Origin of the sequence: Roseovarius sp., from assembly GCF_040219995.1 — a bacterium.
Classification (GTDB): Bacteria; Pseudomonadota; Alphaproteobacteria; order Rhodobacterales; family Rhodobacteraceae; genus Roseovarius.
Genome location: NZ_JAVJUC010000031.1, coordinates 70,879 through 94,669, shown reverse-complemented (window position 1 = coordinate 94,669; position 23,791 = coordinate 70,879). Strand labels below are relative to the sequence as shown.

General features: G+C 63.6%; 21 protein-coding genes. 8 read left to right on the top strand and 13 right to left on the bottom strand.

Features of this window, described 5'->3' with window-relative positions; all coding sequences use genetic code 11:
• The 6 genes from RID11_RS14145 to urtA all read right to left on the bottom strand — a co-directional run.
• A partial coding sequence (locus RID11_RS14145; RefSeq protein ID WP_350140280.1) for an acetamidase/formamidase family protein occupies positions 1-789 on the bottom strand: 789 nt, incomplete at its 3' end.
• A gap of 21 nt (positions 790-810) precedes the next feature.
• A complete protein-coding gene (urtE, locus tag RID11_RS14140; RefSeq protein ID WP_082237854.1) occupies positions 811-1,500 on the bottom strand; it encodes an urea ABC transporter ATP-binding subunit UrtE in 690 nt (229 codons plus the stop codon).
• Between the two features lie 13 nt (positions 1,501-1,513).
• Positions 1,514-2,266: an urea ABC transporter ATP-binding protein UrtD gene (urtD, locus tag RID11_RS14135; RefSeq protein ID WP_350140278.1), complete on the bottom strand. Its 753-nt coding sequence runs from the start codon at positions 2,264-2,266 to the stop codon at positions 1,514-1,516.
• Between the two features lie 8 nt (positions 2,267-2,274).
• Positions 2,275-3,408, bottom strand: coding sequence for an urea ABC transporter permease subunit UrtC (urtC, locus tag RID11_RS14130; RefSeq protein ID WP_350140276.1), 1,134 nt, complete (start codon positions 3,406-3,408; stop codon positions 2,275-2,277).
• 22 nt (positions 3,409-3,430) lie between these two features.
• The gene (urtB, locus tag RID11_RS14125) at positions 3,431-4,357 is read right to left on the bottom strand and encodes an urea ABC transporter permease subunit UrtB (protein WP_350140274.1); all 927 of its coding nucleotides are present in this window, start codon (positions 4,355-4,357) and stop codon (positions 3,431-3,433) included.
• A gap of 126 nt (positions 4,358-4,483) precedes the next feature.
• Positions 4,484-5,755: an urea ABC transporter substrate-binding protein gene (urtA, locus tag RID11_RS14120; RefSeq protein WP_350140272.1), complete on the bottom strand. Its 1,272-nt coding sequence runs from the start codon at positions 5,753-5,755 to the stop codon at positions 4,484-4,486.
• A 267-nt stretch (positions 5,756-6,022) separates the two neighbouring features.
• On the opposite strand from urtA, the gene RID11_RS14115 reads away from it, so the two are divergent.
• The gene (locus RID11_RS14115) at positions 6,023-9,367 is read left to right on the top strand and encodes a hybrid sensor histidine kinase/response regulator (RefSeq protein WP_350140270.1); all 3,345 of its coding nucleotides are present in this window, start codon (positions 6,023-6,025) and stop codon (positions 9,365-9,367) included.
• On the top strand, positions 9,357-10,277 hold the full coding sequence (locus RID11_RS14110) for a response regulator (protein ID WP_350140268.1): 921 nt from the start codon (positions 9,357-9,359) through the stop codon (positions 10,275-10,277). Before RID11_RS14115 ends, RID11_RS14110 begins: the two co-directional genes overlap by 11 nt.
• Positions 10,278-10,309: 32 nt before the next feature.
• Here the strand turns inward: RID11_RS14110 and RID11_RS14105 are convergent, their stop codons facing one another.
• From RID11_RS14105 to RID11_RS14090, 4 genes are read right to left on the bottom strand one after another with little or no spacing between them, the layout of a single operon-like run.
• A complete protein-coding gene (locus RID11_RS14105; protein ID WP_350140266.1) occupies positions 10,310-10,795 on the bottom strand; it encodes a flavodoxin family protein in 486 nt (161 codons plus the stop codon).
• A 55-nt stretch (positions 10,796-10,850) separates the two neighbouring features.
• Entirely contained in the window at positions 10,851-11,519 is a 669-nt protein-coding gene (locus tag RID11_RS14100; RefSeq protein ID WP_350140264.1) for an NnrU family protein, read from the bottom strand.
• A gap of 2 nt (positions 11,520-11,521) precedes the next feature.
• Positions 11,522-12,730 carry an NnrS family protein gene (locus RID11_RS14095; RefSeq protein WP_350140263.1) on the bottom strand — a complete coding sequence of 403 codons (1,209 nt, stop codon included), beginning with the start codon at positions 12,728-12,730 and terminating at the stop codon, positions 11,522-11,524.
• Positions 12,727-13,407: a 5-formyltetrahydrofolate cyclo-ligase gene (locus RID11_RS14090; RefSeq protein ID WP_350140261.1), complete on the bottom strand. Its 681-nt coding sequence runs from the start codon at positions 13,405-13,407 to the stop codon at positions 12,727-12,729. Before RID11_RS14090 ends, RID11_RS14095 begins: the two co-directional genes overlap by 4 nt.
• Positions 13,408-13,534: 127 nt before the next feature.
• Here RID11_RS14090 and RID11_RS14085 point away from each other — a divergent pair, with 127 nt between their 5' ends.
• The gene (locus tag RID11_RS14085; protein WP_350140259.1) at positions 13,535-13,948 is read left to right on the top strand and encodes an Rrf2 family transcriptional regulator; all 414 of its coding nucleotides are present in this window, start codon (positions 13,535-13,537) and stop codon (positions 13,946-13,948) included.
• Positions 13,949-13,963: 15 nt separating this feature from the next.
• On the opposite strand, the gene RID11_RS14080 is transcribed toward RID11_RS14085, so the two are convergent.
• Entirely contained in the window at positions 13,964-16,327 is a 2,364-nt protein-coding gene (locus tag RID11_RS14080) for a thiamine pyrophosphate-binding protein (RefSeq protein ID WP_350140257.1), read from the bottom strand.
• 110 nt (positions 16,328-16,437) lie between these two features.
• On the opposite strand from RID11_RS14080, the gene RID11_RS14075 reads away from it, so the two are divergent.
• The 5 genes from RID11_RS14075 (at position 16,438) to RID11_RS14055 (ending at position 22,108) form a co-directional block, all read left to right on the top strand.
• Positions 16,438-16,908: an Lrp/AsnC family transcriptional regulator gene (locus tag RID11_RS14075; RefSeq protein ID WP_350140255.1), complete on the top strand. Its 471-nt coding sequence runs from the start codon at positions 16,438-16,440 to the stop codon at positions 16,906-16,908.
• A gap of 139 nt (positions 16,909-17,047) precedes the next feature.
• Positions 17,048-18,763, top strand: a complete 1,716-nt coding sequence (locus RID11_RS14070; RefSeq protein ID WP_350140253.1) for a PHA/PHB synthase family protein — start codon at positions 17,048-17,050, stop codon at positions 18,761-18,763.
• Positions 18,764-18,775: 12 nt separating this feature from the next.
• Entirely contained in the window at positions 18,776-19,534 is a 759-nt protein-coding gene (gene fabI / locus RID11_RS14065) for an enoyl-ACP reductase FabI (protein ID WP_350140284.1), read from the top strand.
• Entirely contained in the window at positions 19,521-20,939 is a 1,419-nt protein-coding gene (locus RID11_RS14060) for a bifunctional enoyl-CoA hydratase/phosphate acetyltransferase (protein ID WP_350140252.1), read from the top strand. Before fabI ends, RID11_RS14060 begins: the two co-directional genes overlap by 14 nt.
• Entirely contained in the window at positions 20,939-22,108 is a 1,170-nt protein-coding gene (locus RID11_RS14055; protein ID WP_350140250.1) for an acetate/propionate family kinase, read from the top strand. Before RID11_RS14060 ends, RID11_RS14055 begins: the two co-directional genes overlap by 1 nt.
• A gap of 29 nt (positions 22,109-22,137) precedes the next feature.
• On the opposite strand, the gene RID11_RS14050 is transcribed toward RID11_RS14055, so the two are convergent.
• The gene (locus tag RID11_RS14050; RefSeq protein WP_350140248.1) at positions 22,138-22,782 is read right to left on the bottom strand and encodes a VPLPA-CTERM sorting domain-containing protein; all 645 of its coding nucleotides are present in this window, start codon (positions 22,780-22,782) and stop codon (positions 22,138-22,140) included.
• 346 nt (positions 22,783-23,128) lie between these two features.
• Complete coding sequence (locus RID11_RS14045; RefSeq protein ID WP_350140246.1) at positions 23,129-23,788, bottom strand: VPLPA-CTERM sorting domain-containing protein; 660 nt, start codon at positions 23,786-23,788, stop codon at positions 23,129-23,131.
• Positions 23,789-23,791 lie beyond the last annotated feature (3 nt).

Below are 23,791 nucleotides of genomic sequence, written 5' to 3'. Positions count from 1 at the left end.
GCACCAGGTGATTTCGCCGTCGCCCGGGCTGAAGTGCAGGGCGCCCATCGACCGGCCTGCCCCGTCGACGTAGACCGGGACAGCGCAGGTCGCCCCGCGCGACAGAACCCTGATGTCGCAATTGCCGCCATGTTCGCGCGGGGGCACGGTGCGCGCGGCCTCGGAGGCTGCTTTCATCTTTTCATCGCCGGTGAGTTTGCCCATATGCGCGGCCTGCGTGTCGGGCAGGGCGGCCAAGGGGGGCACGCGCCCGGGATCGGTGTCGACCAGTGCCTTTTCGCGGCTGTTCCACATGTCCAGCATCTTGCGGTCCGGCAGGCAGCCGATCAGGCCCGGGTGAATGAGGCCTGCGTATTTCACCCCCGGCACGTGGCGCGACGAGGTGAACATGCCATGAAAATCCCAGATGGATTTCTGCGCCTCGGGGAAATGATCGGTCAGGAAACCGCCGCCGTTCTGCTTGGAGAAAAAGCCGTTGAAGCCCCAGTTCATCTCTTCCTTGGCGCCGATATCGAGGATGTGAACCTTGAGCAGATCGCCCGGTTCGGCCCCTTTCACGCCGATCGGGCCGGAGAGGTAATGCACCTGTTCCAACTCAACGTCGCGCACGTCGGCGGCATCGTCGTCATTCTTGATCTGGCCGCCGGTCCAGTCATAGGTTTCGATCTTGAAATCGTCCCCCGGCTCGACCCAGACGGCTATGGGAATGTCGGGATGCCAGCGGTTGTGCACGGCCTCGTTGGTGTGCGGGCTTTCGGAAAGATCGACCGAGATAAGCGTATCTGCCATGTTGTCCTCTCTTTGCTTTGGTCAAACGGATAGGAATTTCGAGACTTTCGCCTCGTCGATGCCCTCGCGCGGGCTGTCATGGACGAAGGTGCCGTTTTCCAGCACGACCACCCGGTCGGCGACGTCGAGCGCGAAGGTCAGGACCTGTTCGGAGACCACGATCGACAGGCCCTTTTCATCGCGGATACGGCGCAGGGTGCGCGCCATCTCGCGGATGATCGACGGCTGGATGCCCTCGGTCGGTTCATCCAGAAGCAGCACCTTGGGGCGCGAGGCGAGTGCGCGGGCGATGGCCAGCTGCTGTTGCTGCCCGCCCGACAGGTTGCCGCCGCGCCGCGATTTCATGTCGAGCAGCACAGGGAAGAGTTCGTAGATATCCGGGGGCACGGTGCTCTCACCGGTCACGGTCAGCCCGGTTTCGACATTTTCCTGCACCGTCATGGAGGAAAAGATCATCCGGCCCTGCGGCACATAGGCGATGCCGCTGGCCACGCGCTGATGCGGCTTGAGATCGGTGACGGTTTTACCCTCGACGGTGACGGTGCCGGATCTGGTCGGCATGATGCCCATCAGCGTCTTCATCAGCGTGGTCTTGCCCATGCCGTTGCGGCCCATGATCGCGATGATCTCACCCGGGGCGACGTCGAGATCGAGCCCGTGCAGCACCTCACTCTCGCCGTAGGCCGAGCGAAGTTCCTTGACGTTCAACATGGTGCTCTCCTTTTCAGTGTCCGAGGTAGACTTCGACGACCTTGGGGTCGTTTTGCACATGCTCCATCGACCCTTCCGACAGGACCTGGCCCTGATGCAGGACGGTCACGCGCGTGGCGATATCGGCGACAAAGCCCATGTCATGCTCGATCACGATCACCGAGCGGTCGGCGATGATGCGGTTGAGAAGGTCGGCCGTCTTGCGGCGCTCGGCCACGGACATGCCGGCCACCGGCTCGTCGAGCATCAGGAGTTCGGGGTCCTGGATCAGCAGCATGCCGATTTCGAGCCATTGCTTCTGCCCGTGGCTGAGGAAGGCCGCCTTCTGGCCGAGATGTTCGGTGAGAAAGACCATCTCGGCGATTTCCGTGATCCGCGCGCGCACGGCGGCGTCTCGCCGGAAGAACAGCGCACCGAAGACCCCGTGCCCCTTTGGGTAGCTGATTTCGAGATTGGCGAAGACGCTCAGATCCTCGTAGACCGAGGGCGTCTGGAATTTGCGGCCCACGCCTGCGTGCACGATCTGGTCCTCGCGCATTTTCAAGAGGTTCTGGCCCTTGAACGCGATGGAGCCCGAGGTGGCGCGGGTGCGCCCGCAGATCAGGTCGAGCACCGTGGTCTTGCCCGCGCCGTTGGGCCCGATGATGACCCGGCATTCATTGGGCTCGACATAGAAGCTGAGGTCGTTGACCGCCTTGAACCCGTCGAAGGACACGGTGAGGTCTTCGACCATCAGAACGAAGTTCTTGTTGTTGTAGTCCAGCATGGCTCACCTCATTCTGCGGGGGTTTCTTCGGCCGTTGGGGCGACGGTGTCTTTCGCCGTGCCCGGCCAGAGGCGCATGAGGCGCGGCTCGATATGTTCGGACCAGAGGCCGGCCAGACCGTTGGGAAAGGCCATGACCACGGCGATGAAGAGCGCGCCCAGACCGAACAGCCACAGTTCCGGAAAGCTCTCGGAAAAGCTGGTCTTGGCGTAGTTCACCAGAAGCGTGCCGTAGACCGCCCCGAGGATCGACAGCCGCCCGCCGACCGCGGCATAGATCACCATCTCGATTGAGGGCACGATGCCCACGAAGCTGGGCGACATGAAGCCGACCTGAAGGGTGAACATCGCCCCGCCGATGGCGGCGAAGGCCCCGCCGAGGCAGAAGATGAAGATCTTGAAATTGGCCACGTCGTAGCCTGAAAAGCGCACCCGGTCCTCCTGGTCGCGCATCGCGATCAAGAGGCGGCCCAGCTTGGATTTGCGGACGAATTGCGCGATCAGCAGAACCGCGAACAGCAAGCCGCCATTGACGAAGTAGAGCAGGGTCTTGGCCTCGTCGGTGCGGATATCCCAGCCGTTGAGGGTGCGCAGGTCGGTGATGCCGTTGACGCCGCCGGTAAAGCCCTGCTGCCCGATGATCAGGATCGTCAGGATCGCCGCGATGGCCTGGGTGATGATCGCGAAATAGACCCCGCCGACGCGGCGGCGGAACATCGCGACACCGATGATGAAGGAAAACACGACCGGCACCACGATCACCGCGACAAGCGTGAAGAATAGCGAGTTGAACGGTTCCCACCACCAGGGCAGGGCGGTGATCTGGTTCCAGTCCATGAAATCCGGAATGCCGGGGGTGGACTGGATCGCGGTGTTCTCGGGGGACGAGGCCTCGAGCTTGAGGAACATCGCCATGCAGTAGCCGCCCAGCCCGAAGAAGACGCCCTGGCCGAGGCTGAGGATGCCGCCCACGCCCCAGCACAGCACAAGGCCGATGGCGACGAAGGCGTAGGTCAGATACTTGCCGAAGAGGTTCAGGCGGAAGGGTTCGAGCAGCGCGGGAAACACGATGAAGATGATTGCCGCGAGGATGGCGTAGCCGACAAGGTCGCGCCGGGTCATGAAGGAATGTTTGATCGGCATGGGGTGCATCATAGCCTCCGGCTTACTTGCGCAGTTTCAGGGAGAAGAGACCCTGCGGGCGCAGCATCAGGATGCCGACCACGGTCAGCAGGGTAAGGACCTTGGCCATCGAGCCGGACAGGAAGAACTCCATGATCGACTGGGCCTGGCTGATCGAGAACGCGCTGGCGATGGTGCCCAGAAGGCTGCCCGCGCCGCCGAAAACCACCACGAGGAAGGTGTCGACGATGTAAAGCTGGCCCGAGGTCGGCCCGGTGGAGCCGATCATCGTGAAGGCCGAGCCTGCCACGCCCGCCACGCCGCATCCGATGGCGAAGGTCATCCGGTCCGTCCAGGCGGTGTTGATACCCACGGCATCGGCCATCTGGCGGTTGTTGTTGATCGCGCGCACCTGCTTGCCCCAGCCCGAGCGATACATCATCACGTAGACGCCGACGGAAATGCTTATGGCGAGCACCATCACGAAAATGCCGTTGATCGGCACCTCGATCAGGTCGGTGATCGGCAGCGAGCCCATCATCCAGTCGGGAATCGATACCCCCACCTCGCGCGCGCCGAAGACCGTGCGATAGGTCTGTTGCAGGATGAGGCTGAGCCCCCATGTGGCCAGCAGCGTGTCGAGCGGGCGTTTGTAGAGATGCCGGATCAGGGCCCATTCCACCAGCATCCCGAGCGCGCCCGCCGCGACAAAGGCGACCGCCATTGCGACAAAGAAATACATGCCGAAGATGGCCGGCATGTAGTCGGAAAACAGGTTCGACATCAGGTAGGTGACATAGGCACCGAGAATCATGAACTCGCCATGCGCCATGTTGATCACGCCCATCTGGCCAAAGATGATCGCCAGACCGAGCGCCATCAGCACGAAGACCGAGAACAGGATGAGACCGGCAAAGCCCTGCATGGCAAAGATCGCGATCAGGTCGCTGGTGGAATAGTCTGCAAACATGGCATGTCTTCCGTTTCTGATGGCAGCGCGAGGAAAGTCGGGATGCTGCGCCGCGTGGGACCAACGCGGCGCAGGAGGGGCATGCTATCCGGCCCGTGTCAGATGCGGGCGGATAGCGGACAGCCCTTACTGGTAGCCTTCGGGGAACGGATCAGGCTCGACCAGATCGGCGGTCTCAAACACGACCTCGTATTGGCCATCGGCCTTGGCGCGGCCGACCCGGGTCTTGGACCACAGGTGATGGTTCTCATGCACCTTGACGTAGCCCTCGGGCGCAGAGGTGAGTTCGATGCCGGGGCTGGCCTCGCGCACCTTGTCGATGTCGAACGAGCCCGCCTGTTCCACGGCAGCCTTCCATAGCCATGGCCCGAGATAGGCCGCCTGCGTGACGTCGCCGATCACGATCTCGTCGCCCCACATCTCCTTGAAGGCCTTGACGAACGCCTGGTTGTTTTCGTTTTCGAGGCTCTGGAAATACTTCATGCAGGCATAGGCCCCGTCGATGTTCTCGCCGCCGATGCCGCGGATTTCGTCCTCGGTCACGGAAATGGTCAGAACGATCGGGCTTTCCTCGGTCGGGTCGATGCCCGCTGCGGTCAGCTGCTTGTAGAAGGCCACGTTCGAGCCGCCCACGACGATGGCGTAGATCACGTCGGGCTTGCGCAGGCGGATCTTGTTGATCACCGAATTGAACTGGGTGTGGCCAAGCGGGTAATACTCTTCGCCCACGACCTTGCAGCCGTCCATGAAGTTCTCGATATGCTTGCGCGCGATCTTGTTCGAGGTGCGCGGCCAGATGTAATCGGACCCCAGCAGGTAGAAGGTCTTGGCCCCCTTGGTCTGGTTGACCCAGTCGAGACCGGCGATGATCTGCTGGGTGGCTTCCTGCCCGGTGTAGATGACGTTGGGGCTCTGCTCGAGACCCTCGTAGAAGGTGGGATAGTAGAGAAAGCCGTTATACTGCTCGAACACCGGCAGAACCGCCTTGCGGCTGGCCGAGGTCCAGCAGCCCATGACCGATGCGACCTTGTCCTGCACCAGCAGTTTCTTGGCCTTTTCGGCAAAGGTGGGCCAGTCGGATGCGCCGTCTTCCTGAATGAATTCGATCTTGCGTCCGAGGATGCCGCCCTGGGCGTTGATCTGCTCGATGGCCAGCTTTTCGGCCTGAACCGAGCCGGTTTCCGAGATCGCCATGGTGCCGGTGATCGAGTGCAGGATACCGCAGGTCACGGTCGTGTCGGTGACCGCAAGGCCGGTGGTATTGACCACATCGGTGGGGAAATCTTGCGCACGCAGCATTTTCGGCGCGAACAGCGATGCCGAAAGAGCAGCCCCGCCCGCCAACACGGTGCGACGGCTCAGGTTGCTGATTTCGGGTGATTTTTTCGTATCGGTCATAATGCCTCCTTGTCAGTGTAACAGTCGTTGAGACGGCACGATTGTGCCTCTGACAAGCAAGCTGGCAGGAAATGCTGCAATGCAGTATACGTTGAATGACGTATATGGTTGGGCGTTTTTACCCTGCACAATGGCCCATGTTTCCGGCGCTATGCCGATGCGGCGCTGTCGTGCGTGTTGGCGTCGTGCTCGTGCTCTTTGATCCGCGCGGTTCGCGCCACAAGATTTCCGCGGCCGCGTGGCCGCTCTTCAGGACCCTGGAGGCCCATGGCCATATCGTTCAGTGCCACGGGCGGCCGACGGAAATACAATCGTTGGGTCGCCAATGAAACGATGGAGGATTTCGCCCTCCGTTACACCGCGCGGCGCGCGCGGCGCTGGAGTTACGCGCGCGTGGCCAATACCGCGCTCGGCTCGATCTCGTTTCTGGCGCTCGAGGCGATTGGCGGCGCGCTGACGCTGATCTATGGCTTTGACGCCGCGATTCTCGCGATCATGCTGGCGGGGCTGATCCTGTTCCTGACCTGCCTGCCGATCAGCTACTACGGCGCGCGCTACGGGGTGGATATCGACCTTTTGACGCGCGGCGCGGGGTTTGGCTATATCGGCTCGACGATCACCTCGCTGATTTATGCCACCTTCACCTTCATCTTTTTCGCGCTCGAGGCTGCGATTCTCGCCTTTGCTTTGGAGTTCTGTTTCGGGGTGCCGTTGGGGCTTGGCTACCTGCTGTCGGCGGTGGTGGTCATTCCGCTGGTGATCAACGGATTTTCCAAGATCTCGGCGTTTCAGACCGTGACGCAGCCGTTCTGGATCATCCTGCATATCCTGCCCTTCGCGCTATTGGCCTATTCCGGCGTCGATCTTGAAAGCTGGACCGGGTTCACCGGTGAACGCGGGGCCGAAGGGCCGACCCTGATGATGATCGGGGCCGCGATGGGGGTGGTTTTGTCACTGATCGCACAGATCGGCGAGCAGGTGGATTTCCTGCGGTTTCTGCGTGAACCCAAGACGAAATCCGAGCGGCGGCGCTGGTGGATCGCGCTATTGGCGGCGGGACCGGGGTGGACCGTTCTGGGCGTGATCAAGATGCTTCTGGGGTCATTCCTGCTGACGCTGGCCATCGGTGCGGCGGTGCCGCCGCGCGATGCCACCGACCCGACCAAGATGTATTTCACCGCCTTCGATCAGGTGATCACGGTGCCGTTTCTCGCGCTCGTCCTGACCGGGGCGTTCGTCATCCTGTCGCAGCTCAAGATCAATGTGACCAATGCCTATGCGGGCTCTATCGCGTGGTCGAATTTCTTTTCGCGGCTGACGCATTCGCATCCCGGGCGGGTGATCTGGCTGGTGTTCAACGTGTCCATCGCCCTGATGCTGATGGAACTGGGGGTGTTTCATGTGATCGAATCGATCCTCGGGCTGTACTCTCACGTGGCGCTTGCGTGGATCGGGGCACTGACGGCGGATCTGGTGGTGAACAAGCCCCTCGGGCTCAGCCCCAAGGGGATCGAGTTCCGTCGCGCGCATCTTTATGACATCAACCCGGTCGGCACCGGGGCGATGCTGATCGCGGTGCTGGTGTCGCTCCTGGTTCTGGCGGGCGGCACGGGCGAGACGCTTCAGCCGTTTTCGTCGCTGATCGCGCTGGCCACGGCATTTGTCGTGGCACCGGTCATCGCATGGGGGACGGGGGGCAAATACTATATCGCCCGCCCGGTCACGGCGCCCGGGCCGACAACGCCCGAAGGCACGCAGACCTGTTGCGTGTGCGAATACCGATTCGACCCGGAGGACATGACCGACTGTCCGTTCTACGCCGGGCCGATCTGTTCGCTGTGCTGCACGCTCGATGCGTCCTGCCGGGACAGTTGCAAACCGCACGCGACCTATGGGGCGATGTGGGTCTCGACCCTGCGGCGTATCCTGCCCCGCCGGGTCTTTTCGGTTCTGATCTCGCGGCTATCGGTGTTCTTCATCGCCACCGCTCTGCCGAGTTCGGTCTTTGCCGGGGTGCTGTTGCTGATCCGGTCGAAGGCGGAGACAGCGCAGCTGGATGCGGTGCTGACCGTGATTTTCTGCACGGTGCTGGTGGTCAACGGCATCATCGTCTGGACCTTCATCCTGATCCGCGAAAGCCACAACAAGGCGCGAGACGAGGCCGAGGTGCAGACGCAGCGGCTGTTGCAGGAAATCCGCGCGCATGAACGCACCGACGCGGAATTGCAGTCAGCCAAGGAAAAGGCGGAGGCGGCCAACCTTGCCAAAACCCGCTACATGGCCGGGATCAGTCACGAGTTGCGCACGCCGCTGAACGCGATCTACGGCTATGCGCAGCTGATGGAGCAGGACCGTGATATTCCGGCCGGACGGCGCGAGGCCGTGCTGGCGATCCGACGCGGGTCAGAGCATCTGGCGGCGCTGATCGAGAACCTGCTCGATATCTCCAAGATCGAGGCGGGTCGGCTTGAGATCTACCGCGACCGGATCAACCTGCCCGCGCTCTTGCGTCAGATCGCGGCGGTGTTTCAAAGGCAGGCCCGCGAAAAGGGCCTCGATTTCGCGATCGAGACCTCCGGCAATCCGCCGGAATGGATCGAATTCGACGAAAAGCGCCTGCGCCAGATCATCATCAACCTGCTGTCCAATGCCATCAACTACACGCCGTCGGGCACGGTCACGCTGCATCTGCACTATCGCAACGAGGTGGCGCTTCTCGAGGTGAGCGATACCGGCATCGGGATCGAAGAGGAACACATCGACCGGATCTGGAAGCCGTTCGAGAGGTTCGCGCAAAAGACCTCGGCGGGGTCCGGGCTGGGGCTGACGATCACGCGGCTGCTGGTTGAGATCCTGGGCGGGGAGATCACCGTGAAGAGCGCGCCGGGTGCGGGCACGACCTTTTCCGTGCGCCTGATGCTGCCCTCGCTGCGCGAGAGCGCCATTCCGAGCGCGGCCTGGAGCATGAAAGAGCGGATCATGGCGGCGGGCTATGTCGGACCGCGCAAGACGGTGATGGTGGTGGATGACGATCGCGACCATCTGCGCCTACTGGAAACCACGCTGCGGCCTCTGGGCTTTCTTGTGCAGGCGCTGCCCGATGCCGAAGCGGCGCTTGCCGCGCTGGAGGACGTGACGCCGGATCTCTTCATTCTGGATATCGACATGCCGGGTATGACTGGATGGGATCTGGCGCAGGCCCTGCGCGACCGGACTGCGCATGTGTCGACGCCGATCATGATGGTAACCGGCCACGCGCTGGAGGCGCGGCAATCCATCGACCGCAGTCAGCTCTATGATGCGTTCATCGTCAAACCCTATTCGCTGAGCGATTTTCTGGTCCGCATGGCCGGGCTGATGAAGGTGGATCTGACTACCGACGACGCAGAGGAGACCGCAAAGGCCAGTGGCATTCCGGGCGATGCGCTGGCGCGGATGATCCGGCTGGCCGAGATCGGCCATGCCGCCGGACTCACTCGGGAACTCGATACGGCGACTGGTGGGCACAAGGCCGAGACCGGGCAGGTCGCGCGCCTGCGTCGCCATCTCGATGCGTTCGATCTGCCGGGGGCGGCCCGCCTGTTGAAGGAGATGATGCAAGATGCAAGCTGACACCCTGTCCAATCCCGTCTCGGCCGGGCGGTTCATCGCGCTGGTGATCGACGATGCGCCGGAAACGCTCGGGCTGGTGTCCCGCGCGCTGGAGGAAAACGGCATGACCGTTCTGGTCGCCCGCTCTGGTGAGGATGGCATTGATCTGGCCCAAAGGGTGCAGCCTGATGTCATCCTTCTGGACGCAATGATGCCCGGTTTGGACGGGTTCGAGACCTGTCGCAGGCTCAAGACCGCGCCGGGTGCGATGGCGGCGCCGGTCATCTTCATGACCGGCATGTCGGATTCGGAGCATATTCTGATGGGTCTTCAGGCCGGGGGGGTGGACTATATCACCAAGCCGGTCGTGGTCGAGGAATTGCTGGCACGGATCACCACGCATGTCCTGAACGCGCGCGCGATTCAATCGGCGCGCGCGGCGTTGCATTATGCCGGTCAGACGGTGGTGACCTTTGCCATGGACGGCCGGATCAGCTGGGGTACGCCGCGGGCGGTGGAGCGGCTCTCGGAGACGCCGCTGGCGGCAGGCGGGGTGGCCTCCGGGCGGGTTCAGGCCTGGCTGGCGCGGCTAGGATCGCAGCCCATGTCGACTGCGAAACCCTATGTCGAGGGGCGGCTGAAACTGGTCTATCTGGGCCAGTTTCAGGGCGAGATCGTGGTGCGCCTCAAGGAAGACGAGCCGGAGATCAGCGAGGATGAGCGTCTGGCCAAGGCGTTTGCGTTGACCGCGCGCGAGGCGCAGGTGCTGTTGTGGCTGTCGCATGGCAAGACCAATCGCGACATCGCCGAAATCCTGTCGCTGAGCGCACGCACGGTGAACAAGCATCTCGAACAGGTCTTTCACAAGATGGGCGTCGACAACCGCACCTCTGCCGCCGTGATGGCGGACCGGGCGCTGCACGGGATGTGAACCGTGCGCGTCTCGGGCGTTCGACGGCGCTTTCAGAACATGCCCATAGCCAAGCCGGCGGCCAGTGCCTGGCCGATGTCGCGGCACTGCGCAAGCTCCGCCTCGGGGATCGTCTTGGGGGCGAGGATCGCTTCGGGGGTCTGGGCATGGGTGCAGATGATCAGCGGGTCCTGAACCGCACGCAGCCGCCAGCCCTGCGCGATTCGGGCGGTCTGGCGGGCGGCGTTTTCGCCATCTGATCCGGCGCAGATCATCTGCGCATAGGCGCGCCCTTCGATGCGGCCCAGCACCGGGTAATAGCACCGGTCGAAGAAATCCTTCATTGCGCCGGACAGCGCGGCAAGGTTTTCGGGTGCACAGAAGAGATAGCCATCCGCCCCCAGCAGATCTTCCGGCCCGGCCTGATCGGCGGGCAGGAGAGAGGTCTCGGCCTCGGCCCTTGCGGCGTGATATGCGGCCTCTGCCATTTGCTGGCTGCCGCCGGTGCGTGAGTGATAGACGATGAGCAGCTTTGCCATAAGCGCAAGGTAACGGCGATGCAGGCGCTTGGCCACAGGCCTCGGCGCGTGAGGCTCAGGGAAGTGGGCTGACCCCGAACAGATGCGGATGCAGCCAGATCAGACCGGTATATAGCAAGAGCCCCAGCAGGGTGCGGATTGCAGTCGCCAGCCATGATGCGGGCCGTGGTGGCGCGGCCCGCGTTGCCGCAATCAGCCGGTCCCAGTCGGTGCCCATGTCGCGGCGCTTGCGCCGGTCGATGATCCGGCCACCGAGCGCGGCGAAGGTGGCGAAGGTGGCGAAGAGAAGCACATGGGCGAGATCGCCATTGGGCAAAAGATGCGCCCCTGCCCAGAGCGCGAGCGCCACAAGCAACGGGTGACGTGTCAGCCGCACGATGCCGGGCCGGGCCGGATCGAAGCGCGCATTGCCCGCGCCGCCGAAGGAGAACGGATTTGGACGCGCGAGTGCCGTGGCAAGCAAAAGGCAGACTGGCAGCATGAGGGCCAGCGTCACGTGGTTCTGCCAGGGGGACCATTGCCAGAGCGGCACAAACGGCGCGCGGCCCGCCGCGCCGATCAGCCAGGCCAGAACGGCGAGCGACAGGAGCGAGTAGAATAGCGTGAATCCGACCCGTCCCAGCCGTGCCTGCAACCACGGCTTTAGCGGCGGGCGCACCGGCAGCGAATGCGACAGGAAGAACACGAGGAACGCCGCCGCGAATTCAAGCCAACCCATCAGCATGGTCAGCCTGCCTTGGCCGCCGGGGCCCGCAGCAGGGCCGGGCCATAGAGCACCGCAAAGCCAGCAAAGGCCGCGATCCAAGCCAGCCCCGAGGCGGCGTAGAGCAACGAAGCCGAGGCGGGCCAGAGCCCGGCGGCAAGCCGCAGAAGAACCGACGCGACCAGTGCCACGTAGAGCGCGACCGTGCCCGACCCGGCGGTCAGGGGCTGTCCGGTATGGCCCAGCGTTGCGCGGGTCATCACCGCAAGCGTCATCAGGCCAAGCGCGCCTGCCATCCAGAGATGCTGTGCCGCTGTGCCGCCCAGACTGCCGGGCGAGATCGCCTCGATCCCCAGCGCGAGCGCGCCGAGAGGCAGGAAGGCATAGGCGATGTGAAGCACGAGCACGAGCGGTTCACCCGCGGTGCGGTCACCCGCCCAGCGCGCCAGCCGCCAGAGTTGCAGCACCCCGGCGGCCAGCAAGGCCGCACCGGTCAGCACGCCAAGCGGCAGTGCGACCCAAAGCAGAAGGGCGGCCAGCAGGGCCAGAAGGGCGAGTTTGTCAAACCGTTGCATCGGTGGCGCAGGCAGCCGCCCCGCGCCGCGTTTGACCAGCCAGTTGCGGGTAAAGGATGGCACGATCCGCCCGCCGACCACGGCGATCATCAGGATCGCGGCCCCAAGGCCCAGCCGCAGCCCGTAGCCTTGTGCCGCGTAAGCGCCCTGCGCGGCCTCCCAGTGGAAGAGGGCGTTGCCCGTGGCAAAGCCTGCGAGCATCATCAGCACCAGCAGGTTACGCCAGTTCTTGCCTGCCACGATCTCTCGCAGGATGGCGAGGCCCAGAATGATGGGAAAGGCCAGATCGATCCCGGCCACAACTGCCGGGGGCAATTCTGCGGAGAATGCGACGGCCAGTCGCCCGCCGCCCCAGAGCAGCGCCAGCGCCCCGAGGCGCCAGCCTACGATGGGCAGACGGCCTGTCCAGTTCGGCACGGCAGTCAGGAGAAATCCGGCGATCACCGCCCCGAGATAGCCAAACAGGAATTCATGGGCGTGCCAGCTGACCGGATCGAACGCCGTGGGCAGTACCAGATGCCCTGACAGCATCGGCACCCAGAGGGCCATGGCCAGCGCCGCCCAGACCGCCGCGCCGAAGAAGAACGGGCGAAAGCCATAGGTCAGGATTGCCGGACCGGTCCAGGCCCGCATCTGCGAGGAGGTTGTCGCGGTCATTGGGGCGCTGTCCTTTCGGTTGCAATACCGGCCTCGGTCAGAATGAGGTCGAGCGGGATGTCATGGGGTTGCGGATGGATCGTGGTCAGCCGTGCCGCCTGATACCCGATGCCGATGGTGAACGGACGCGGTGATATCGCGGCCAGCGTCCGGTCGAAATATCCGCCGCCATATCCGAGGCGATAGCCATTGCCATCCCACCCGACCAGCGGCGCGAGTGTGATCGCGGGGATGAGGCGGTCGGCCTCGGGGGGCGGCACCGGGATGTTCCAGTCGCCGCGCTGCATGCGTGTCTCGGGTGTCCAGTGGCGGAACACCAGCGGTGCGGCCTTTTGCTCGACCAGCGGCAGCGCGATCACCGCGCCCGCCGCGTGCAGGGTCGCCATCAGCGGGCGCAGGTCCGGCTCGGCCTTGATCGGCCAGTAGAAAGAGATGATGCGGCCCCGAACGCTGCCGAAACGCTGGGTCAGCAGGGTGCGCAGATGTGCTTGCAGCGCGTGGGATATGGTATCCCGCTCGGTCACGCGCAGGGTGTCGCGGGCCGTGCGCAGCTGCGTCCGCGCGTTACGCCGCCAGCGGGCCACATCGTCTGGCGTTTGGGCTCCCGGGTCTGAATAGGCGGCGTCCAGCTCTGCGGCGAGGCAGGGGGGCGAGGCATATGTCCGGTGCGTGCTCATGCGCTGGGCCACGTGGGGGTTGGGGTGCGGGTCGTCATGGCGGCGAGGCCTTTTGCATGAATAAGTATTTCAAATACGGATTATACTGCTATACTCGGATTTGCAAACACAATCAGGGAACGCGACCTTGCGCCTCACCTCTTTCACCGATTATGGGCTGCGCGTGCTGATGCGCCTTGCGGGCGCGCCGGAGCGCGCCTTTTCCACCACCGACCTTGCGGCGGAATTCGGGGTGTCGCGCTACCATCTGGCCAAGGTCGTCTCGGTGCTGGCCGCCGCTGGACTGCTGAAAACCCGGCGTGGCAGCGGCGGCGGCGCGATGCTGGGGCGGCCCCCCGACACGATCCGAATCGGCGATGTCGTGGCCCTGCTCGAAGCGGATCAAGCCGTGGTCGAATGTTTCGCGCCGGGCGGACACACCTGCACCCTGATGCCGGGCTGTCGGCTCAAATCCCGGTTGGCCCATGCCGAGGCCGCGTTCATCGCCGATCTCAACCGCAGCACGCTGGCGGATTGCATCTATCGCCCCGACACGGTCTGAGGCGCGGCGTGCCGGTTACGCCATGATCCGTCGCCCGGGCGTAAGGGCGGCGACCCGATCGGCGATGGCGCGCGCGTCGATCCCGTGATGGCGATAGAGGTCCCCGATGGTGCCGGTCTGGCCGAAATGCTCTACCCCAAGCGGGACGGTCCGATGTCCCACGACCGAGCCGAGCCAGCCGAGCGTGGCCGGATGCCCGTCGATCACGGTGACGAGGGTGCAATGCGGCGGCAGCGTGGCAAATAGCTGCTCGATATGGCTCTGGGCCTTGGCATTGCCGCGCGTGCGCTCGCGCTGTGCGGCGGTCCAGCCTGCGTTGAGCCGGTCGGCGGAGGTGACGGCGAGCACGGCGACATCGCGGCGAAGCCCGGCGATCATCCCGGCGGCGGCAATCGCCTCATCCGCGACGGCCCCCTGATAGGCGATCACCACCTCGCAGCCCGGCCCCGGCGGGCGCAGCCAATAAGCCCCGTCGATCGCGCCCTGACGAAACGCGTCATCGGCGCGCTTGCCGGGCTGTTCCAGCGGCTTGGTGGTCAGCCGCAGATAGACCGAGCCGCCGGTTTCATCGCGCAGCCATGTGCGCTCGTCCGGGTCGCCCTCGCCCTCGCGTTGAAGGTAGTCGAAGGCCCATTCCATGATCACCGCCAATTCGTCGGCAAAGGCGGGCTCGAACGCGGCAAGCCCGTCCTGGCTCATCCCGATGAGGGGGGTGGCCAGGGATTGATGCGCGCCGCCTTCAGGGGCCAGCGTGACACCCGAGGGCGTGCCCACCAGCAGGAAGCGTGCATCCTGATAACAGGCGTAGTTAAGCGCATCGAGGCCACGGCTGACGAAGGGATCGTAGAGGGTGCCGATGGGGATGAGCCGCTTGCCCCAGAGACTGTGTGCCAGCCCGGCCGCCCCCAGAAGCAGCATCAGGTTCATCTCGGCGATGCCCAGTTCGATATGCTGGCCCTCGGGCGAGAAATTCCATTTTGCGGTCGAGGGGATGCGATGCTCTATGAACGCGTCTTTCTGCTCGGTCCGCGCGAAGAGATTGCGCCGGTTCACCCACGGCCCGAGGCCGGTGGTGCCGGTGACATCCGGCGAGGTGGTGAGGATGCGCGCTGCAAGATCGCTGTCGCCGCGTGCCAGATCGTCTAGGATCTTGCCGAATGCCATCTGGGTCGAGATGTCCCGGCTGGTGTCGAGCGCGATTTGCGGCACGGCCAGGCGCGCATCGGCATGGCGGCGCGTCCCTTGGGCAAAGAACGGCACCTGCGCGAGAAACGTCTTGAACGCATCAGGATCGGCGACGGTGGCCAGCGGGTCCCATTCCTGGCCTTCGGGCACGCGCATATGGGCCTGCCAGTCGGCCATCTGGGCCTTGGTCATCAGCCCGCCGTGATTGTCCTTATGCCCCGCAATCGGCGTGCCCCAGCCCTTGATCGTGTAGGCGAGAAAGCAGGTCGGGCGGTCGTGGTCGATGGCGGCAAAGGTTTCGGCCAGCGTTTCCACGCAGTTGCCGCCGAGATTTTCCATGAGGTCGGCCAGGTCCCGGTCGCTGCGCCGCTCGATGAGCGCGGTCACATCGCCCTGATCGCCCAGATCATTCATCAGACGTTCGCGCCAGACCGCACCGCCCATATAGGTGAGCGCGGAATATTCGGCATTGGGGCAGGCGTCGATCCATGTGCGCAGCGCCTCGCCGCCCGGCTCTGCAAAGGCGGCGCGTTGCAGGGTGCCGTATTTCACGCGCACGACGTCCCAGCCGAAGGCGTCGAAAATCTTTTCGATCCTCTCGAACAGCCCCTCGCGCACGATCCCGTCGAGCGATTGGCGATTGTAGTCGATGATCCACCAGGTGTTGCGCAGGTTGTTCTTCCAGCCTTCCTGCAGCACTTCGTAGACATTGCCCTCGTCCATCTCGGCATCGCCGACGAGTGCCACCATGCGGCCCGCGGGGGCACCAGCGCCCCAGTCCTTGGCGGTGATGTAATCCTGCACCATCGCGGCAAGCGCGGTGATCCCCACGCCAAGGCCCACGGACCCGGTGGAGAAATCGACATCATCGACATCCTTGGTCCGGCTGGGATAGCTTTGCACGCCGCCGTAGCCGCGAAAGTTTTCCAGCTTGTCGCGGGTCTGGTTGCCCATCAGGTATTGCATGGCGTGAAAGATCGGCGAGGCATGCGGCTTGACCGCCACACGGTCTTCGGGCCGCAGGGCCGAGAAATAGAGCGCCGTCATGATCGACACCATTGAGGCGGAACTTGCCTGATGCCCGCCCACCTTGATCCCGTCCACCTTGGGGCGGATGTGGTTGGCGTGGTGGATCATCCAGTGCGAGAGCCACAGCAGGCGTTGTTCGACGGTCTTGAGATGGGTGTTTGTCATGTGGTTCCTCCGCTTGCGTTTGTCCTACATGACATTCGGGAAAGGTAATCCGCGAAAGCACTCTGGAAATGCACTTGTTGCGCCGGATTCCAGCGCATAATGTGCAATCCATGGCGGACTCCACTAGTATAGATGAATTCGATAAACGAATCCTGCGCATCATAACGAAAAATGGGCGGATATCGGTTCAGGCGCTTGGCGATGCCGTGGGGCTGAGCCCGACGCCGGTTGCGCGCCGCCTGAGGCGTCTGGAAGAGCGCGAGATCGTCACCGGCTATAGCGCCACGATCGACGAGACCGCGCTCGGTTTCGACGTGTCTGTGTTTGTCTCGGTCAAGCTGGACCGGCAGATCGACGATGCGCTGCAATCCTTTGAGAAAGCCATACTCGCCTTTCCCGAGGTGGTCGATTGCTGGCTGATGACCGGCAGCCGCGATTACCTGTTGCGCGTGGTCACGCGGTCGATGTCCGAGTTCGAACAGTTCCTTGTCGGCAGCCTGACACGGGTCAAGGGTGTCGCCGAGATCGAAAGCTCGATCCCGCTGCGGCGGGTCAAGCAGACCGGATCGCGAACACCTTGACCGCAGAGCGGTGGATTCTTGTGCAGATGCCATGATGGATGGCTCTGTCTCGCCGTTCCGGTCAGTTTTTCTGCGACTGCATTGTCCCTGTTACATAAACCTGCGAGGCAAGGACGCCGAAAGACAAGTGAGGGCCACCATGACCGCAGGGCGACCATCTCCGGACGACCATACCGATTACCATGATTTCGCGGACCGCATGTCGCGCATGATGATCGCGCAGATGACCGGTGGCATGGCGCCGTCGGCGCTGTGGCAGGCGATGGCGGATTGGTCGGTGCATCTGGGCACCGCACCGGGCAAGCAGGCCAAGCTGGCGGAAAAGGCGATGCAGGCCCCCGCGATCCTGGCAAAGCGCGCGCTCAATGCAGAGACGGCGGACCCGGTAGCGCAGGATCGTCGGTTCGCCTCCGATCACTGGAACAGCCCGCCCTTTTCGATGCTGCGCGACGGGTTCCTGCTGACCGAGGAGTGGTGGCAGACCGCCACCACCGATGTGCGCGGCATGACCCCGGCCAACGAGGCGGCGCTGAGTTTCGCGGTGCGGCAGGCGCTTGATACGATGGCACCCAGTAATTTCCCACATCTCAACCCCGAGGTTCTGGCCCGCGCCCGCGACACGCAGGGGGGTAGTGTCATGCAGGGGCTGATGAACACGGTTGCCGATGTCGCGGCACCCAAGGAGGCATCGACCGATCTGAGGCTGGGCAAAGAGATTGCCGCGACGCCCGGCAAGGTGGTGGCGCGCAGCCATCTGGCGGAACTGATCCAATACAGCCCGACCACCGACACGGTGCATCCCGAGCCGATCCTGATCGTGCCCGCATGGATCATGAAATACTACATTCTCGATCTTTCGGCGCATAATTCACTGGTGCGCTGGCTGGTGGCGCAGGGGCATACGGTGTTCGTGATCTCGTGGCGCAATCCGGGGGCCGAGGATCGCGATATGGGGATGCAGGATTATCTGGATCAGGGGCCGCGCATGGCGCTTGACGCGATTGGCGCGATCACCGGGGCGGAGCGTATCCATGCGGCGGGCTATTGCCTGGGCGGCACGCTGCTGTCGATCCAGGCGGCGGCGATGGCGCGTGCAGGCGACACGCGACTGGCTTCCATGACGCTGCTGGCGGCGCAGGTGGATTTCTCGGAGGCCGGGGAACTGGCGCTTTTCGTGTCGGAGGCGCAGGTGGCGCTACTGGAGGATTTGATGTGGCATCAGGGCTATCTGACCGGTGATCAGATGGCGGGGGCGTTTACCATGCTGCGCTCCAACGATCTGGTCTGGTCGCGGATGATCCATGAAAAGCTGATGGGCGAGCAGTCCGAGCCGAATGACATGATGACATGGAATGCCGACTCCACGCGCATGCCCTACCGGATGCATTCGGAATACCTGCGCGGGCTGTTTCTGGAAAATCGGCTGTCGCATGGCAAGTATCGGATCGACGGGCAGGCCCTGTCGCTGACCGATCTCGACCTGCCGATCTTTGCCGTGGGCACCGAGACCGATCATGTCGCCCCGTGGAAATCGGTCTACAAGATCCATCATCTGACCGATGCCGATGTCACCTTTGCGCTGACCAGCGGCGGGCATAATGCCGGGATCATCTCTGAACCCGGTCACCGCCACCGCCATTACCGCATCGCCACCCATCCGCATAGCGAGCGTTATCAGGACCCCGAGGCGTGGTTTGCCGCCGTGGTCCCGCAAGAGGGATCCTGGTGGGAGGGCTGGGCCGAGTGGCTTGGCGCGCGCTCGGGCGAGCGTGTTGCGCCGCCGCCGATGGGGCGGCCCGAGGCCGGATATGAAGCGATTTGCGATGCGCCCGGCAGCTATGTGTTTCAGAGGTGAGAACAGGCCATGATGCTCAAGGATAAGGTCGGTCTCGTGGTCGGGGTGGCCAATGATCACTCCATCGCCGCGGGCTGTGCCAAGGCGTTCGCGCGTGAGGGCGCGCGGCTTGCCCTGACCTACATGAACGACCGCGCCCTGCCGCATGTGGAGCCGGTCGCCGAGGCGGTCGGGGCCGAGGCGCTATTGCCGCTCGACCTCACGCAGCCGGCGCAGCTTGATGCGGTCTTTGACCATATCACCGCGCTCTGGGGGCGGCTTGATTTCCTGCTGCATTCCGTGGCCTTCTGCCCCAAGGACGACCTGCACGGGCGGGTGGTCGATTGTTCGGCGCATGGGTTCGGGCAGGCGATGGACATTTCGTGCCACTCTTTCCTGCGTCTGGTGCGAAAGGCCGAGCCTTTGATGCAGGGCGGTGGTAGCCTGCTCACCGTCAGTTACTACGGTGCCGAGAAAGTGGTCGATCATTACAACATCATGGGGCCGGTCAAGGCTGCGCTGGAGGCGGTGACCTGCAATGTCGCGGCAGAACTGGGGCCGCAGGCGATCCGGGCCAATGTGCTCTCGCCCGGCCCGATTGCGACCCGAGCCGCCTCGGGGATCGAGGATTTCGATGAGCTGATGGAGGACGCCCGCAATCGCGCCCCCGAACGGCGGCTGGTCACGATAGACGAGGTCGGCGCGGTCGCGGCCTTTCTCGCCTCGGAGGGCGCATCGGGTGTCACCGGCACCATCACCCATATCGACGGAGGACGCCATGTCCGGATGTGACACCATGCCCGAGATGATTGAGAACCGCACGCTGGACGAGTTGCGCATCGGCGAGAGCGCCGAGATGGTGCGCGTCTTGGCGCAGGAGGATATCGAGCTGTTCGCGGTGATGTCGGGCGACGTGAACCCCGCGCATCTCGATGCCGCCTATGCCGATGGCACGCCGTTTCACCACGTCATCGCGCATGGCATGTGGGGTGGTGCGCTGATCTCGGCGGTGCTGGGCACGCGGCTGCCGGGGCCGGGCACGATCTATACCGATCAATCGCTGCATTTCCGGCGGCCCGTCGCCATCGGGGACAGCATCACGGTGCGGGTGAGCGTGGCGCAGATCGACCTTGAAAGCGGTCATGTGACGCTCGATTGCCAGTGCCGCAATCAGCACGGGCAGGTGGTGATCGAGGGTCAGGCCGAGGTGCTTGCCCCAAGGCAAAAGGTCAGCCGGGCGGTCACCGCCCTGCCGATGGTGCGCCTGCACAATCCCGGTGCGCGGTTCCGGGCGCTGGTTGATCAGGCGCGCGCGCTGCCGCCCCTGCCAACGGCGGTGGTGCATCCCTGCGACGCGCTGAGCCTGACCGGCGCGCTGCAGGCCGAAGCGGCGGGGCTGATCGCGCCGTTTTGGGTGGGGCCTAGTGCCAAGATCCTTGCCACCGCAGTGGAGGCGGGTGTCACGCTCGACGCCGCGCGGATCATTGATGCACCGCACAGCCACGCCGCCGCCGAGGCCGCCGTGGCGCTGGTGCATGAGGGCCGCGCCAAGGCATTGATGAAGGGCAAGCTGCATACCGACGAGTTGCTGGAGGCGGTTCTGGACCGCGCCCACGGGCTGCGGACAGAGCGCCGCCTCAGCCATGTCTTTGCCCTCGATGTGCCAGATCACGAGCGCATGCTGTTCATCACCGATGCGGCGATCAACATTGCCCCCGATCTGCCCGCGCTCGCCGATATCGTGCAGAACGCGCTTGATCTGGCCCTCGCGCTTGGCATCGAGGTGCCGCGCGCTGCCTTGCTGTCTGCGGTCGAGACGGTGACGGCGAAACTGCCCTCGACCCTGCTGGCGGCCTCGATTTGCAAGATGCATGATCGTGGCCAGATCACTGGTGGGCTGGTCGACGGGCCATTGGCCTTTGACAACGCCATTTCGCCCGAAGCGGTGGCGGCCAAGGGGATCGTGTCGGACGTGGCGGGGCGTGCCGATATTCTCGTGGCACCCAATCTCGAAAGCGGCAACATGATCGCCAAGCAGTTGATCCATCTCGCCAATGCCGAGGCGGCGGGTGTGGCGCTTGGGGCGCGGGTGCCGATCATGCTGACCAGCCGCTCCGACAGCGCGGCAGCACGGCTCGCCTCGGCGGCGCTGGCGCGGTTATTGGCGGCGGCTGCGGAGCCGGTTGAGGCGAGCTGATGCGGCGCGCTTTGCTGATCCTCAATACCGGGTCCTCGACGATCAAGTTCGCCCTGCATGGCGATGATGGGCAGGCCCGGATCGTGCATGGCCTGATCGACGGTGTCGGCCGCGCGCCGCGTCTCATCCTGCATCGCGCAGAGGAGATGCAGGAGGTGCATCCGGACCTTGGGCAGAGTGCCGAGACAGAGACGCTGATCGATTGGCTGCTGACGGTGCTGGCGGACACTTTCGGGCCGATGGAGGTGACAGGTGCCGGGCATCGCGTGGTGCATGGCGGGCGCGAGTTCGCGGCCCCCACGGAGATCACCGATGAGGTGATGGCAAAGCTGCGCAGGCTCTGCCCGCTAGCCCCGGGGCATCAGCCCTACAATCTCGCCGGGATCGAGGCGGTGGCGCGGCACTGGCCCGGCACGCGACAGATCGCCTGTTTCGACACCGCCTTTCACCAGAGCCGCCCGCGTGTGGCGCAGCTTTATGCGTTGCCGCGCGCGCTGAGCGACGAGGGTATCCTGCGCTACGGCTTTCACGGGCTGTCCTATGCCTATATCGCCGGGCGTCTGCCGGAGGTGCTTGGCGAGCGGTTGGCGCAGGGTCGGGTGATCGTTGCGCATCTGGGCAGCGGGGCGAGTCTGTGCGCGCTGAAGGACGGCAAGAGTGTCGAGACCACTATGGGGTTCACCGCGCTCGACGGGCTCATGATGGGCACGCGCTGCGGCGAGATTGACCCGGGCGTGTTGCTGCACCTGATGCGGGAACGCGCGATGGATGCGGATGGGCTGGAGCGGCTCTTGGGCCGTGAGAGCGGTCTGCTGGGGGTGTCGGGGATCAGCCCCGACATGCGCGACCTGCTGGCCAGCCCCGCGCCCGAGGCGGCGGAGGCTGTGGCGCTCTTCGTGCACATGATCCTGCGCCAGATCGGCGCGCTCACCGCCACGCTTGGCGGGCTGGATGCGCTGATCTTCACCGCCGGGATCGGCGAGCATGCGCCAGAGGTCCGGGCGCGGGTGATGAACGGGCTGGACTGGCTCGGGCTTGTCCCGGATGCGGCGGCCAATCAGGCGCAGGACAAAGTGATCTCGGCCCCCGAGAGCCGTGTCGTCACCGCCGTGATACCAACCGATGAAGAGGCCGTGATCCTGAACGCCCTGCGTGAGCTAACACCCTGACGAATTTGTGGGTGGTGGCGAAAGACCGGTCAGGCGGAGGCGCGGCGGCGGGCGAGGCCAAGCGCCCCGAGCCCGGTGAGCAGCAGGATGATGCCGGCGGGCAGCGGGATCGGCTGCGTCGAGGAGGTTGCGATAGCCAGATCGTCGAAGGCGGTTTCCGGGCCAGAAAGCCTTATCAAACCGATCGCCATATCTGACACAAAGCTGAACTCTACCATAGTACCATTGCCAGGGCCGAATCCGCCTGTCTCGGTAAAGGTGTCGACGAGATTCCCACCAAGATCAAAGAACTCTATCACGTCGTTGCCTTGGCCGGCCGCACTCGCGAAACCGCCAAAGCCGAAAATCCCGCCAAGCCCCGTGAAATCAAGCTGGAAACCACTGAAGCCGAAAATCGTACCAAAGCGGTTGCCAGAGCTTGGAACAATCGCACCGCCTGTACGGAAATCAGTCCAATCACCCGCATCCACTGACCGATGATCGTTGCTACTTGGCATCACAGAAACCGTTCCGCCGAAAAGCGATGTCAGATTGGCGTTACCACCTGGTGTTGCCTCATAATCCTCCACCGCATCCGCCGTGAAACTACCGGGTGTAATCGACGCAGCATTGGCACCACCGGCAACAGTTATGCAGAGGAAAAAAATCGACGCGATACGAGAAAAATGTCTCATTGACATTACGAGGCCCCCAACCAGAGAAATTTAAATAAGATATACTAATATTATTGTAGTGAATGTATTAGAGAAAATCAAGCGCTTAACGACTTACAGGTCGATACGCTTTCCTGAAGAAATGCCACATGATCACTTGTGAGACGGAGCATGCGTGCAAAGGATCAGGTATGGTCGCCATAACAAAAAAGGCACGAAGCGCTGATTTGCATGGTTGCTTTGCAGGTGATACCGGTTTGATGGACTGCTCTGCTAAGATCCGACGCGATCTTGGCCGCAACAATGGCCACGTTTACCCGCCTAGGCCCCCGCTTTGCGGCGGTACGCGGTTCCGGACGTCCCTTGATCAAGCCGCAGCGCGGCGGCGGGCGAGGCCAAGCGCCCCGAGCCCGGTGAGCAGCAGGATGATGCCGGCAGGCAGGGGGATTGGAGCGACAGATCGGATTGTGATGTTAACCGCGACATCATCGCGCGTTGGTCTGGTGGCAAGGCCCGAGATGGTATTGTCGTCGAAGAAACTGGTCGTCCCAACCTCTTCCAGCGTGACGAGAGCCAGAGAGCCGAAGCCGCTGGCCGGGTTCACGGTGATCAGGGAATAGAGCAATTCCACGATGCCATCCTGTGATCTGCCGTCAAGGAAAGTCCCGAAGAGGTACTGCGGTGACGTTGGGGGTTGCGAAACCGTGAGGGTATTACTGCCACCGAATGCTGATCCGTTGATCAAAAACGGAACCGGAGACGGAAGAAAAGCAGAAAATGAAATACCGTTTGTACTAAGGTTCGCCAAGCTCGTGGCGGTGATAACAGCGCCTGATCCATCGGGCACAACGGTATTCACGGTTGCCGCCGATGCCCCAGGTGCCGCGGAGAACGACATGGCCATCGCCAGTACGGCACCTTGCAGAAGTCTTGTGATACGCATTTCAGTTTTCCCCCAGAGTACCTTCACAATGCCACGTATCCGAATCGCATTGTGGATAACGGTGCCGTTTTCATGATATCCCATTGG

Bases quoted from the DNA above. Each gene is read 5' to 3' on its own strand.
- urtC (WP_350140276.1), bottom strand. From the start codon at position 3,408: ATGCCGATCAAACATTCCTTCATGACCCGGCGCGACCTTGTCGGCTAC.
- RID11_RS14070 (WP_350140253.1), top strand. From the start codon at position 17,048: ATGACCGCAGGGCGACCATCTCCGGACGACCATACCGATTACCATGAT.
- urtD (WP_350140278.1), bottom strand. From the start codon at position 2,266: ATGCTGGACTACAACAACAAGAACTTCGTTCTGATGGTCGAAGACCTC.
- urtE (WP_082237854.1), bottom strand. From the start codon at position 1,500: ATGTTGAACGTCAAGGAACTTCGCTCGGCCTACGGCGAGAGTGAGGTG.
- urtB (WP_350140274.1), bottom strand. From the start codon at position 4,357: ATGTTTGCAGACTATTCCACCAGCGACCTGATCGCGATCTTTGCCATG.
- RID11_RS14105 (WP_350140266.1), bottom strand. From the start codon at position 10,795: ATGGCAAAGCTGCTCATCGTCTATCACTCACGCACCGGCGGCAGCCAG.
- RID11_RS14075 (WP_350140255.1), top strand. From the start codon at position 16,438: ATGGCGGACTCCACTAGTATAGATGAATTCGATAAACGAATCCTGCGC.
- RID11_RS14100 (WP_350140264.1), bottom strand. From the start codon at position 11,519: ATGCTGATGGGTTGGCTTGAATTCGCGGCGGCGTTCCTCGTGTTCTTC.
- RID11_RS14050 (WP_350140248.1), bottom strand. From the start codon at position 22,782: ATGAGACATTTTTCTCGTATCGCGTCGATTTTTTTCCTCTGCATAACT.
- urtA (WP_350140272.1), bottom strand. From the start codon at position 5,755: ATGACCGATACGAAAAAATCACCCGAAATCAGCAACCTGAGCCGTCGC.
- RID11_RS14055 (WP_350140250.1), top strand. From the start codon at position 20,939: ATGCGGCGCGCTTTGCTGATCCTCAATACCGGGTCCTCGACGATCAAG.
- RID11_RS14095 (WP_350140263.1), bottom strand. From the start codon at position 12,730: ATGACCGCGACAACCTCCTCGCAGATGCGGGCCTGGACCGGTCCGGCA.
- RID11_RS14090 (WP_350140261.1), bottom strand. From the start codon at position 13,407: ATGAGCACGCACCGGACATATGCCTCGCCCCCCTGCCTCGCCGCAGAG.
- RID11_RS14080 (WP_350140257.1), bottom strand. From the start codon at position 16,327: ATGACAAACACCCATCTCAAGACCGTCGAACAACGCCTGCTGTGGCTC.
- RID11_RS14115 (WP_350140270.1), top strand. From the start codon at position 6,023: ATGGCCATATCGTTCAGTGCCACGGGCGGCCGACGGAAATACAATCGT.
- RID11_RS14110 (WP_350140268.1), top strand. From the start codon at position 9,357: ATGCAAGCTGACACCCTGTCCAATCCCGTCTCGGCCGGGCGGTTCATC.
- fabI (WP_350140284.1), top strand. From the start codon at position 18,776: ATGCTCAAGGATAAGGTCGGTCTCGTGGTCGGGGTGGCCAATGATCAC.
- RID11_RS14060 (WP_350140252.1), top strand. From the start codon at position 19,521: ATGTCCGGATGTGACACCATGCCCGAGATGATTGAGAACCGCACGCTG.
- RID11_RS14045 (WP_350140246.1), bottom strand. From the start codon at position 23,788: ATGGGATATCATGAAAACGGCACCGTTATCCACAATGCGATTCGGATA.